The sequence below is a fragment of the Pseudoalteromonas sp. APC 3224 genome, assembly GCF_030407535.1.
Taxonomy (GTDB): domain Bacteria; phylum Pseudomonadota; class Gammaproteobacteria; order Enterobacterales; family Alteromonadaceae; genus Pseudoalteromonas.
Window position 1 is genome coordinate 14,730 of the sequence record NZ_JASDDF010000016.1, and the last position, 13,096, is coordinate 27,825.

Consider the following 13,096-nt stretch of genomic DNA (forward strand, 5'->3'; position numbering starts at 1 on the left):
CAGAATTTAATTGCCTTATTATTTTGCGTGCAAAGTAATTAATTTGAAAATTTTAAATCTTAGGAGTTCCCTATGAATGTATTACAAAATGTAGCTTATACAGCAAAAGCAACGGCAACAGGCGGACGTGAAGGCGTTGCTAAATCAGATGACGGTCGTTTAGATGTTAACTTATCAACGCCTAAAGGGTTAGGTGGTGACGATGGGCAGGGCACTAATCCAGAGCAATTATTTGCAGCAGGTTATGCAGCGTGTTTTATTGGCGCGCTTAAATTTGTAGCCGGTAGCGAAAAAATCGCATTACCAAGCGATACATACATTAACTCAGAGGTATCTATTGGTGCCATTGATGGCGGTTTTGGCATTGCGGTAAAACTGGCCGTGTCATTAGGTGGTATGGATAAAACAGCCGCCCAAGAGCTGGTAAATAAAGCGCATCAAGTATGTCCATATTCAAATGCAACACGCGGCAATATTGAGGTAGAACTTTCAGTTATTTAATCTATCCCTTTATATGGTTTATAAAAACACGCCATGAGTGATCATCGCGTGTTTTTTTATTTGCTACTATACCTCTAAAACTCAGCATGAATTGAAAAAATAGATAATTCCACTTTACAACAGTGAGTGCTGTACTCGATTCACTTAAAATTGAATTTAGTAAAATAACGGCGTTACCAGCGGTGCTAAAACACATCCACACTTATTGTAATTTGGCTCAAGGCATAGAAGTTTAATAACTGTAGTGAAAGTGTTGCAGGAAAAGGCTGCTATTGAATGCGACTCAATGCTTAACATTCTGCTAATACCCAAATGACTGAAAATTTAACCCTGAAAGGTCAACAGACCCTAGTCATGAAGTTTACCATTGCTATCATGAGTGGATAAGCGGTGTTATGGCTCGCTCAGGAATAGCTTGTTGACCCATACACAAAAACCCCTAAAGTAACAAGAAAGTCGGCCGATAGATTAGTTGTTATCGGAGAGTTTGCTGATTTTTTGCCACATTGGCAATCAATACCTCTTTAGATAGCTATCTTAATTGATAAATCTGTAAAAGTGATACGGTAACATTTTATATTATATAGCTGATGCAACTGGCCGACTGGTTGGAACAGTATTCTCATGATTAGTGTATAAACTATATGGATTAAAGCCTTGCCTGTGGATAGGTGTTTGCTTGTTGTTGTGCTAATAACCCAGCGGCGAAATGAGCAAAGTTAAATGGTAGTTGGTTATGAGGTTACGTTATTCAGGCTAATTTAAAACATTTAATAAAATGTTATTTAAATTGGTCTAAACTAAAAAATAAATAAGTAAAGCAAGGTAGTTATAAATGCGGGAAATAGCGTTAGCAAAAAAGTTATTGTGGATAAGCGTCGGAAGTATACTTTTAACTGTGGTACTATTTTCAGGCATACTGTGGTCTAAACTCTCATCGAGTAATGCGAATACATCTGCTGAGGCCGAAACTTTAATTGTAAATGAGGTGGATGGTCGATTAACAGCAAATGCAGCCGCCTATGGTGAGAAAATCGCTGCCTTTATTAATGAAGCTTACCGAATACCCTTTTCGCTTGGTAGCATTTTAGAAGATGCCGACAAAGCCTCAATAGAACGTGACTCAGTTGTTTCTTTAAATCGCTCGTTATTAGAAAGTAACGATGTTATTTCTTCTATATATTCTCAGTTTGAACAAAACGGCTTTGATGGTAAAGATAGCGAATTTACTCAAGGCTATGATCACTCTGTTGCCGGTGCTGGAACATTAGAAATTTATTTCACTAAAAACAGTAATGGCTTGGTTGAACAACAGGTCGTTGAAGACGCGGCAGAAAAATACGCGGATAAAATAAATGAATTTGGTTTACGTGAGGCAGAGTGGTACTTGTGTGCTAAAGACAAGTTAAAACCATGCATTATGGAACCCTACTTATATGAGATAACACCGGGTTACTCAGAAATGATGACTTCACTTGTTGTACCCGTTATTAAATCAGGCAAGTTTGTTGGTGTAACTGGGGCTGATATTACCTTACCTGTATTTCAAAAGTTAACAGAAGAGCTTTCAAGTGCGCTTTACAATGGCAAAGCAAAAGTAACGTTACTTAGCCATTTGGGCTTAATTGTTGGTACCAGTCATTATAAAGAAAAATTAGGCCGTCCACTGAAAGAAGCTGTTAGCGCTAAAAGTTATGAAAGTTACAAAGCACTAAAAGGCACTAAAGGAATTAACAAGCAAGCCGCAGAAATAATGGTGTCTTACCCAATTGAAATTAAGCTTGCTGATGTGAAATGGATGCTGCTAATTGAAGTACCCGCGGAACTTGCTTTTGAGGGGCCAATTCAATTAACTGCAGGCATGTCTGAGGCAGCAAAAGAGCTGGGTGTGATTATTTTGATCACCGGTACTGTGATTGCGGTATTGGCATTTATAGTAATGAAGCTCGTTGTAGGTAGTGTTGTAGCGCCACTGCAGCAAATTCAGGAACGCGTTGACAACTTAGCAAGCTCTGAAGGCGATTTAACTCAAACTCTGCATGTGGATACTCACGCTGAATTGATTGCACTAGCTGGAGGGTTTAATAAGTTTTTATCAAAACTTCGTGAATTGATCAGTGAGCTAAAAGCGGTCTCAGATCAAACCAAACACCAAGGTGAGGTTACTTCGAACATTGCGGTAGAAACCAAGCACAATGTGCAAGCACAGTTTAAAGAAATTGAAAGTGTGGTTACTGCAATGAACGAAATGAGCGCGACAGCACTTGAAGTGGCAAAAGCTTCAGAGCAATCGGCGCAACAAGCAGATGAAATTAATACCCTAGTGGTAAGTAGCGAATCGAGCTTATCATCAGCTATGACGCAAGTTAAAACCATGTCAGAGGAAATTAAAGAAGCTAATCAGGCGGTAGAGAAAGTAGCATCGCGTAGTAATGATATTACCCAAATACTTGATGTGATCCGAACTATCTCTGAACAAACTAACTTACTAGCGCTAAACGCAGCTATTGAGGCTGCGCGAGCAGGGGAGCACGGACGTGGTTTTGCCGTTGTTGCTGATGAGGTTAGAGCTTTAGCATCTAAAACGCGTTCATCAACCGATGACATTAGTAGTTTAATCGACAGCTTACTTTCAGAAGTGGGTAATGCATCAACTGTTATTGAAAAAGGTGTAGTACGCGCTGAAACTGCAGTAGATGAAACCTCAACGGCTTTTGATGCACTGCACAGTGTGGTTGTGAAAGTAGATGAAATAACCAATCAAATTACCCATATTGCAACGGCTGCAGAAGAACAAAGCCTAGTCACCGAAGAAATAAATCGCAACTTGACAATAATTTCTGATGCCGCCTCACAGCTTTCAGATTTATCTGCTCAGGCAGGCGACAGCAGTGAAGAGCTGAATAAACTGGTTGCGCAGCAAGACTCTGAACTTAATAAATTAAAAACCTAGACGTCGAACTTTGTTTTTAAATTAAAAAGGCAGCTAATTTAGATTAGCTGCCTTTTTATTTTCGGCTAAAGACTTTTCATGAGTGAAAACATGTTTTCGATCATTGGTTTGGCTAAATGCTCTACGTTTGGTCGATTAAAATAATTACGTAAGCCAGTAAATTGTATTTGGAAAAAACGAGCATAATCTATAGCGGCAATATTTCCGCTTAGCTCTTTATCAGCTATAGCGAGTGTAAATAGTTCAGTAAGGTAATGTTCAAAGTCTATCATTAGCTCTACACTGATTTGGTAAAGATAACTGTCTTTCTCAATGAACTCATTATTAGCTTTTACTAACATGCAGATAGCACTTGGAGTATTACTTTTTGAGGAGATAACAACATACTCTACAAAATCTTGAAGTGCGTCAAGAATACTGCTGCATGATACTAAACGCTCATTTATTAAGCTTTGCATTTGCTTGGCATAGTTTTTTATCGCTTCACAATATAAACCTTCCTTAGAGCCAAATGCCGCATAAATGCTGCCAGGACGCATGTTAATTGCATCTTGTAAATCGCGAGTGGATGTAGCATGAAAGCCCTTCTCCCAGAATAATTGACTAGCGGCACGAACAACTTGCTCGCGTTCAAATTTAACTTTATTGGCCATAATAGTTTCTATTAAATTGAGCGACTGTTCAATTTTAACTTGAGCAGTCGCTCAAAATCAAATAGTATGTGTTTCGAAGTTAGTTAATTACATTAATTTATTGGAGCAGAACATGGCAGAATTTACGTTATATACTCAAGACAACGCACCTGAAGAATCAAAATCGCTTATGGCTGATTCAGTAGCAGCATTTGGTATGGTGCCAAACCTTCATGCAGTAATGGCAGAAGCACCTACGCTTCTTAAAGGCTACCAAGTACTGCACGACTTATTTCAAAAAACATCGTTTAACGCAGAAGAGCTAACAGTGGTATGGCAGTCAATTAATGTTGAGCACGAATGCCATTACTGTGTACCAGCACACAGCGCAATTGCCGCTTCAATGAAAGTTGATCAAGGTATTGTTGATGCATTGGTTAATGAAACGCCACTTGCAGATGCAAAACTTGAAGTACTTCGTGAAACAACGCTTGCAATGACACGCAATCGCGGCGTAATTAGCAATGAGCAAATTGAGAAATTTTTTGCAGTAGGTTACGGTAAACAGCAACTGCTAGAAATAATTGTTGGTTTATCGCAAAAAGTAATGAGCAATTACACTAATCACCTAGCTGATACACCCGTTGACGAACCATTTAAAAAATTCGCAAAATAATAGCGGTTTTATAAATAACAAAGGCAGCCTAGGCTGCCTTTTGAGTTTTAAGACCAAAGTTACTTAAATTTAACGGTTTTTGTACTGCGAGTATAAATACGCTGTTCCGGTTTAGTCCATTCTCCTTTTTTTAAATAAGAGGTAGAAACAACAAACTGTTGATCTTTAAATTCACTGGTTGATTTAACTTTAGTGATCCCTTCTTTGCTACCAGTAACATCTTCGTAAGCCACAAATTGCGTTGGGCTCAGCACTTTCATGACGCCTTTAGTATAAAAACCAGCTGTTGTGAAGTAATAGAAAACCAGTGACTGTTTTTTACGATCATAGAAAATCATTGACTCCCCTCCATACTCACCCTCATTAATCGAGTGTGAAGTACGAATGGCTTTACCATTAAGTGCGCGCTGCCAATTACTGACATCTTGAATGCTTGGCTGACCTGTTTCGGTATTGAAATCCGCTTGCCATGTGCCTAAGTAAGGCGTAAATATCGCAAGTTCTGGCGCTAGTAAGTCTGCTTCATTATTTGCTTGAATACTAAATATAGATAGTGATAACAGCAGCATCGCGGCCTTTAAATATGTCATAATTTAACCTAAGTGTTTTTTAATTATTTTCATTATAGGCGATTATTTTTGATAAAAAGTACCTTAATTATATTTTCGAGTATGTTTATAGCTGCAATATGGCTTGCTTATTTAAATCATAAAATTGAGATGTTCATACCGATCTATATTTCATTACTCAGTGGTATTACTTTTTTATATTATGCCTGGGATAAACGAAAAGCAGTGCAGTCGAATCGTAAACAAGTAAGTCGTATACCTGAGCGACATTTACATCTCTGTGCTCTATTAGGAGGGTGGCCAGGCGCACTTATCGCGCAGCAAGCTTTACGGCATAAGTCAAAAAAGCGCGTATTTATAGTGGTATTGTGGTTGTGTATAGCGGTGAATTTAAGCTTGGGCGGTTATATTTGGTATGTTTATTATTAATGTTAAAATGCCTTTATTTAAAAAGGCATTTTACTGCATTAAACAGTCTATTGCGCAGATTGACTTGATTGTTTTTCATCGAGCTCTATGGTTAAGATAGTTTTTTTATCAACCGTTATCCATTTTCTATAAGTAATATAACCTGCCTTACTTACTTCAATATCATATTTACCTGCATCTAGTTCAATAGCATCTTGATACACAGGCACTATATTCATTATACGAACTCTAGAGTCGGCTGGGTTAGTGATAACCGTAAGTGATATTGGTGCATTTTCTTCGCTCATTTGAGGAGTTGGCTCAATAACAACATCTTCAGTTTTGTTTGTTTTAGATGTTGCTGAACAGCCAGTGAGTATGAGTGCTGCAGCTAGCAAGCTTAAATTTTTCATAGGTACTCCATAAATTATAAAAAGTCTAAATATGTAAAATCTTGGCGGAGTGTATGATGATATGAATGCACTCGTCGTCCTTGACTTTGTTGTCTGTATTTTGATTTTAGTCTAATAGCTATGCAATCGTTATTCAATCACTGCTGTGTTATTTTTAAACAATAAATAAACGCATTTTTTAGAGCATTTTGTCTAACGACTGAGTAATCGCTTCACTTTTTTCAACTAAACGTTCAGCGGCTTTATACATTCTTTTTTTCATTAAATCGTTTGCTGTACTGATGTAACGTCTCGACAATTCTTTTCTCAACGAAATTAAAAGTGAGAAGTCATCCGGTAATGCTGTTGATTCAGATTTAATAAATTCTTCGAATTCCATTAAAGCTTTATGATCTTCTATTGTTTCTAACTGAGCAGAGAATCGTTGAAACTTAGGACCATAAAACACCACTGCATCGGCACGAGGAAAGTCTGCCTGTTCGCCTAAATTAATCTTTTGCTGATAAGCAGTTAATGCATTAATAGCAGATTCTCGCTGCATTAAATTTGCTAGTAACTCATCCGCTTTTTTGTTGTTTGTAAAAACGATTTTACCCACGTTTAAGAGAACTTTTTGGGTGATCACATCGTCACTTTCTATCGCGGTATTTAACGCAACTGTAAAATTATCAAAGTGAAGATCTGTAGGCTGATAACGGTAAGTTTTATCAACTTCTTTTAAGTCAAAAATCAAGTGGGCAATACTATTTGGCTGCTCCTCGTTATAACGCGACTGTTCGAGTAATAAATCGATTCTGGCTGTAATATCAAAAATAATTGATTGGCGTTCCCTAAGCACACTTTCTAATTGCATTGATAGTTTTTCTGAGTCAGGGTAATAATTTAATGCATCAGAGTAAACGGCTATAATTTTATCGAAATCTTTAAATTTACGACCTGCGATATTATTAAACTGATTAGCTTCATCGTTAAAGCTCTCTAATATGCTTTGCTGGTTTGATCTTAGTAACCCTTGTTTAAGCACTTCATATTGTGGCGGGATTTGTTCAAGTTTGTTTAAAATTGTTGGCCCCTGCCAAGACATCCACGCTTCTACTTGTTGATTAATTGCTTTGGCATTATCGAGTTGTGCCTGTAATTGTTTAGTATTATCTGAGTTTGAGTAATAGTTTTGCGTAATCAAAGCAATAATGGCTATACTCGCTGCTGTAGCAAAAATAGCAGGGTTTAAGTTTGTTGTAAGACTTTTTAAAATGGGCTCTAATGATTCAAGCCTTTGATTCGCATTTAAAACTAATGCTTTATTTAAATTGTTCCACAAAAGAATAGGGCAGTTACTTGGTTTTTTCACTGTTGTGTTTTTAGGAACTTTATCTGCAGCAATACGGTTAAATGGGTGTTTACTGCTGAGAAGTTCATAAGCAATGCATGCAAAAGAAAATACATCGTCTTTTACTGATGCTTCACTACCCTTTAATTGTTCAGGACTTGCATATGTTGGGGTGTAGCCACCAATTGTTGCCAGTTCACTGTCATTTTTTACAGCGTATTGATCGTCTAAGCTTTTGTGTTTGGCAATACCAAAGTCAAGTACTTTAAGGTTACCGTTAGAATCAAAAATAATATTTGAAGGCTTGAGGTCATTATGAATGACGCCACGCGAGTGGGCATATACAAGAGCGTCAGTTAATTGCTTTAAAATAATTTTTGCTTTTTTAAACGCTAAGCCAGAGGGTTTGTTTCGTTTAATAATTTGTTCTAGTGTTTCCCCTTCAATTAACTCCATAGTGACATAATATAGATCGCCGTCAGAGTCTGCTGAGTACACTTTGACAATACTTGGGTGGGAAAGCTGTTGCGTTTTTGCTGTTTCATCTTTTAGTAGTGAGATAGCTTCTTCAGAGCTTGAGAATTCTTCTTGAAGTACTTTAATTGCTACCGATGCTTCTGAGCGATTACCGTTTTCTAAAAAAGTATCGCGCGCCCGATAGATATAACACATCCCGCCTTGGCCAATCAGCTCTTCAATTAAATAGCGGCCAGATATTTTTTTGCCAAGTAGATTTTGCTTGCGAATGTTTGACGTTTTTTTTGCGTTTGAGTCTAGGGAAGCAATCTGAGTTTTATCGTTGTGATCATTAGTACTGCTCATAAAAAATCCTTTTATTGTGTTAAGTTAAATAATTACAAAGGTAAATATTCTCTGCTTATCTATCAATTTTCCCTCTGATATGAGCATGTATTTTACAAAAATATACAATTATAGCAATGCCTGAATGACATATTATTGTTGGTAAATTTCCCTTACTGTAAATTGAAAAAGTCGGTTTAAAGCTAGAAGGAGTCTCTAAGAAGGCTATTTTCGGTCTAGTTATAAAGCATTACGGTAAAATATTTCATCGCTGTATAATTTGTTTATCAAACGTCTTGTTTTAGAGACAAAATCAATAGCGCAATATTTTCTTGTGTTAATTTCAATGTTGACAATAGTTTCGCTTCTACTTTATCCTGTTCACAATAATGATATAAGGGACTGACTTATCAAATGGAACTGATACTAAACATCACTAGTTATCACAGACTTTCACCTGAAATAGAAGCCACTAAAACTGTAACAGATTCATTAACTTTTGGTCGCTCTGAAGCGTGCGATTGGCACTTACCTGATCCCGAAAAAATAATCTCAAGTAAACACGGCATAATAGAAAAAGAAGGTGACTCTTTTTACGTATACGATAATTCAACCAATGGATTATTTATTAATTTTGCTGTAGCGCCGCTCGGTCAAGGCAACAAACAACGTTTGTCAGACAGTGACGTGTTAACCATTGGCGATTTTCAAGTCAGTGTGGTGCTAACATCAGCTCAACAAGCCGATGTGAGTAATTCTGCTCCAAGTCATTTTCAATCAGTAGATGCTTTCGCTGCGCAAAATTCTCAACCGGCTGAGCAGTCTATACCTTCATTCGATGACTCGATTATGAATGAGTCGATGCCTGAGATATCAGTGACTGCGCAGCAACAAACTGATAATCATATTCCGGAAGACTGGGATGAATTAACGCGCCTTATGAATACCGATGATTTTGACATTGGCAATAATGTTAGCAATTCATCAGCACCTGTTGATACCCCTGCGCCTATTCAAGAACCCCCCCGTTCAAGTACCCACGCTAATGAGCATAAGCCTGAGATACAGTCTGCACCAGTAAAAAACGTGGTTCAAAGTGACAAGGCGTTATCAGATGCGTTTTTAAAAGGGTTGGGGATTAAAGATGAACTTAAAAATTCGTTAGATAATGAAAAGCTGTGGTTTGAAATGGGCCAAGGGCTTAATTTATTGCTCACTGAGCTTATGGAATCTTTACGTCAACGCGCTATTGTAAAAAACAAATTAAGATTGAATCATACGATGTTTCAGGCTGAGCAAAACAATCCATTAAAATTTTCTGCCAACATTGATGACGTTATTCAGAACTTGTTCATAAAAAATAGTGCAAGCTTTCTGTCTTCGAATGAATCTATTAAAGAAAGCTTTATAGACACACGTAAGCATGAGCATGCATTACTCGCTGGTGCAGATGGCGTGTTAAAAGGGATGTTGTCGCAGGTTTCTCCCATGCAAATTAATCAACAGGCAAACGATAATTCTAACGTGTTAAAAATTATCCCTGGTCAAATAGAGTCTAAATGCTGGAAATTATATCAAAGTTTATATGATGATATTTCTCAGGAAGTGAACACTAAAGGCGCCATGGCAATGTCAGATGATTTCTTAAAGGCATACAACGATCGAATCAAAGAAACGCACTAGAAAGGAAAGTAAATAATGTACAAAGTTAAGCTCTACTTATTGAGTTTTAGTTTACTATTTTTGGTAATGGGATGTTCTACGATGAATAAAATCGTACCCCCTTCTACCGATCTGATCATTAATGTATCTAAAAATGTTAATCCAGATACATCAGAACGTCCTTCTCCAGTGGTAATGAAAATTTTTGAGCTCAGCTCAAGAACTATTTTTGACACGCAGGACTTTTTTAGCTTGTACGACACACCAGAAAAGATCCTCGGACCTGACTTATTAAAAAAAGATGAATTAGAACTTCAGCCTGATTCTGTGCAGCAATATAAAATGAGCCTTAATCGTAATACTCGTTACGTTGGGGTTGTTGTTGCTTATAGAAATATAGACCAAGCAAGGTGGAGAGCGGTTATAGAAGTTGACCCTACCGGCTATGACGATATCAATGTTAATGTAGAAGCAATTGCGACATACATGAGAGAGCAATAAAAAAGGATTTTTAAAATGGGTGATAACACTCGTGTTGCTTGGACTGAAGGGATGTTTTTAAGACCTCAGCACTTTCAACAAGCAGACAAATATATTTCCAATGTTATCAAGCAAGTTTGCAGTGGCAACCTTGCTGATCCATGGGGGATAATTGATATAAGTATTGATAATGAATTACTTAACAGCGGGCAGTTTGCCGTGGACGCATTATCAGCAATCACTCCAGACTTATTACCAATAGATATGCCTCAATCAACGTCGCTACCTGAACCGTTGGTGGTTAATAAAGATGTTTTTGATGAAGTTGTTTATCTTGCCATCCCTGCGCTAAAAAATAGCGGGATTAATATATCTTCAGCCGACGATAATACAGTGACTCGTTATAAACTCAATGACCTGTCAGTGAGTGATGATTTATTAGGAGCGCAATCTCAAGAAATTATTCAAGTTGCGAAAGTGTATAGCAAATTGATGCTGTCGTCTGATGATCACTCAGGCTATATTGTATTACCTTTAGCTAGAATTATAGATGTGAGTAGTGAAGGCCAAATAAAGTTAGATGCAAAGTATATTCCTCCATCTTTAAAAGTAGGGCAATGTAAACCCTTATCAGGGCTAGTCAGAGAAATAGGCTCAATGATAAAGCAACGCGCTGAAAGCATCGCCGCAAGGCTCAGCCAGGGCTATGCAGGAAGTTCTTCAGTTGCAGATTTTATCATGCTACAAACATTAAATAAGTATGATGCGATATTTAATAACTTACTTAGTGTCAATAGTTTACACCCTAATGTATTTTACAGTCGTTTAATTGAGCTTGCGGGCGAGTTATCAACCTTCAGCACTGCTAATAAGAGAGTGCCTAAATTACCCAATTATGACCATACTAATTTAGGGCAGGTATTTAATGAAGTGGTTAACTTTTTATATCAGTCGTTGAGTCACGTTATTGAGCAAACAGCAACTGAAATTAAACTTGAGCAAAGTAAATTTGGTATTTCTTTTGGTGCGTTAAAAGATAAGTCTATTCTTAATTCAGCCCAATTTGTATTAGCAATTAAAGCAAGTGTGCCTCATGAAGAATTAAGAAAAATTCTACCTTCACAAATTAAAATTGGCAGTGTAGAAACTATTCGAGATCTGGTAAATAACCAAATTCCAGGTATTACGATTAGTAATTTACCAACAGCACCAAGACAAATTCCTTATCATGCTGGTTTTCATTATTTTGAATTAAATAGGCATGGTGAACATTGGGATAAATTGCGTTCCAGTGGGGGAATTGCCATTCACCTCTCAGGAAACTACCCTGAGCTACAATTAAGCCTTTGGGCGATAAGAACTTAACTTTTTAAAAGGAAGAGTTTCAATGGACGAAACCATTATCAAACCTCGCCCAGGTCGATTAGGGCGAAATACGCCAAGTAGCAACCCTGCACAAAATGATGCTGATAAAACAGTGATGTCGGTCGAGCCGCCTTCTGCAAAATCATTAGGTAGTAACAAAGTATCGATATTTAAAAACCCTTTGTTAGAAGCGGCAACCGATTGTTTTTCGCTTGTAATTTCAATCAATCAATCGCTTGAAATGAGTAACCTTGCAGCGCTTAAACATCGTTGTGTTGAGGCTATCAAACGATTTGAAGTAGAAGTTCGCAATCAGCACTTATCAAAAGAGGTGATCAATAATTCGCGTTATTGTTTGTGCGCCATTCTTGATGAGTCTGTATTGAACTCAAAATGGAGTTCAATGGAGTGGGCGGATGAAAGCCTACTTTCTACCTTTCATAAAGAAACCTTTGGCGGTGAATATTTTTACACGCTACTTGATTCAGGCTTAGCTCAACCAGAGAGAAATCAACAATTTTTAGAGTTGCAATATCACTGCTTGAATTTAGGATTTAAAGGTAAATATCGCCTAGGTGCCGGTGGTGATACAAAAATCGAAGAATATCGTTCACAACTTTATCATTTATTAAACCAACTTAATGGGCCAATTAACAATAAGCTGTCTCCAAACTGGAAGCAAAGAGTAGCAGCGGGTGTTGAACTGAGAAATCAAGTTCCACTTTGGGTCATATTTTCGGTATTGGGGCTCATATTATTGATGATCTATTTATCAATAAATATGAAGCTGAATAACGATGTTGTAGAGATTAATGAAAAGCTAGCAGGTATTCACCCTTTAGCAGTTAACCAAACTGTTGATAAAAAAGATCAGCAATTACGCGTACTTGAACAGTTGTTGCAAACAGAGATTAAAATGGGGATTGTCGCCGTTGCTAAAACCTCCGATGGGATCCGCATTACAATTAATAGTGAAAACTTGTTTAAGCAAGGAGACGCACAACTTCTCCCTTCATTCCAGCCTATTTTAGAAAAGTTAGCGTTAAGCCTAGAAGGAACTAAAGGGCGAGTCCTCATAACAGGTCATACAGATGACTTACCAATTAGCACTGATAAGTACCCTTCTAATTGGCATCTATCTTTAGCTAGAGCAACACAAGTTGCTAATTTAATGGCTAAAAGTACCAATTTGAGCGGTCGTCTATGGCCAGAAGGAAAGGGCGCAGCAGAGCCTATCGCTAGCAATTCAGATTCAGCTTCTCGGTCGTTAAACCGCAGAATTGAAATCGATCTATTATTTTAATGA

12 protein-coding genes are annotated in these 13,096 nt (G+C 37.5%); 8 read left to right on the top strand and 4 right to left on the bottom strand.

Translation table 11 applies throughout. The features are described 5' to 3' along the window. The first annotated feature begins 72 nt into the window (after positions 1 to 72). Positions 73 to 501, top strand: a complete 429-nt coding sequence (locus tag QL989_RS09260) for an organic hydroperoxide resistance protein (protein WP_290169971.1) — start codon at positions 73 to 75, stop codon at positions 499 to 501. 835 nt (positions 502 to 1,336) lie between these two features. Beyond that, complete coding sequence (locus QL989_RS09265; RefSeq protein WP_290169972.1) at positions 1,337 to 3,454, top strand: methyl-accepting chemotaxis protein; 2,118 nt, start codon at positions 1,337 to 1,339, stop codon at positions 3,452 to 3,454. Positions 3,455 to 3,519: 65 nt separating this feature from the next. On the opposite strand, the gene QL989_RS09270 is transcribed toward QL989_RS09265, so the two are convergent. Continuing rightward, positions 3,520 to 4,107, bottom strand: coding sequence for a TetR/AcrR family transcriptional regulator (locus tag QL989_RS09270; RefSeq protein WP_138605828.1), 588 nt, complete (start codon positions 4,105 to 4,107; stop codon positions 3,520 to 3,522). A 112-nt stretch (positions 4,108 to 4,219) separates the two neighbouring features. Here QL989_RS09270 and QL989_RS09275 point away from each other — a divergent pair, with 112 nt between their 5' ends. Beyond that, entirely contained in the window at positions 4,220 to 4,762 is a 543-nt protein-coding gene (locus tag QL989_RS09275; RefSeq protein WP_138764933.1) for a carboxymuconolactone decarboxylase family protein, read from the top strand. Between the two features lie 59 nt (positions 4,763 to 4,821). On the opposite strand, the gene QL989_RS09280 is transcribed toward QL989_RS09275, so the two are convergent. Beyond that, entirely contained in the window at positions 4,822 to 5,352 is a 531-nt protein-coding gene (locus QL989_RS09280; protein WP_138605832.1) for a hypothetical protein, read from the bottom strand. Between the two features lie 48 nt (positions 5,353 to 5,400). Between QL989_RS09280 and QL989_RS09285 the strand changes: the two genes are divergently transcribed. Continuing rightward, entirely contained in the window at positions 5,401 to 5,760 is a 360-nt protein-coding gene (locus tag QL989_RS09285; protein ID WP_138764932.1) for a DUF1294 domain-containing protein, read from the top strand. A 47-nt stretch (positions 5,761 to 5,807) separates the two neighbouring features. Here QL989_RS09285 and QL989_RS09290 read toward each other — a convergent pair whose 3' ends face one another. Continuing rightward, positions 5,808 to 6,152, bottom strand: coding sequence for a PEGA domain-containing protein (locus tag QL989_RS09290; protein WP_138605835.1), 345 nt, complete (start codon positions 6,150 to 6,152; stop codon positions 5,808 to 5,810). 178 nt (positions 6,153 to 6,330) lie between these two features. Then, positions 6,331 to 8,304, bottom strand: coding sequence for a serine/threonine-protein kinase (locus QL989_RS09295; RefSeq protein WP_138605837.1), 1,974 nt, complete (start codon positions 8,302 to 8,304; stop codon positions 6,331 to 6,333). Between the two features lie 393 nt (positions 8,305 to 8,697). Here QL989_RS09295 and tagH point away from each other — a divergent pair, with 393 nt between their 5' ends. The 4 genes from tagH to tssL are packed head-to-tail and all read left to right on the top strand — an operon-like array spanning position 8,698 to position 13,093. Beyond that, positions 8,698 to 9,966, top strand: a complete 1,269-nt coding sequence (tagH, locus tag QL989_RS09300; RefSeq protein WP_290169978.1) for a type VI secretion system-associated FHA domain protein TagH — start codon at positions 8,698 to 8,700, stop codon at positions 9,964 to 9,966. 15 nt (positions 9,967 to 9,981) lie between these two features. Beyond that, on the top strand, positions 9,982 to 10,446 hold the full coding sequence (gene tssJ / locus QL989_RS09305) for a type VI secretion system lipoprotein TssJ (RefSeq protein WP_138605841.1): 465 nt from the start codon (positions 9,982 to 9,984) through the stop codon (positions 10,444 to 10,446). Positions 10,447 to 10,461: 15 nt separating this feature from the next. Continuing rightward, positions 10,462 to 11,790 (top strand): type VI secretion system baseplate subunit TssK, encoded by a 1,329-nt coding sequence (gene tssK, locus QL989_RS09310; RefSeq protein WP_138605843.1) that lies wholly within the window; start codon positions 10,462 to 10,464, stop codon positions 11,788 to 11,790. Positions 11,791 to 11,812: 22 nt separating this feature from the next. Continuing rightward, positions 11,813 to 13,093: a type VI secretion system protein TssL, long form gene (tssL, locus tag QL989_RS09315; RefSeq protein WP_290169982.1), complete on the top strand. Its 1,281-nt coding sequence runs from the start codon at positions 11,813 to 11,815 to the stop codon at positions 13,091 to 13,093. Positions 13,094 to 13,096: the final 3 nt, after the last annotated feature.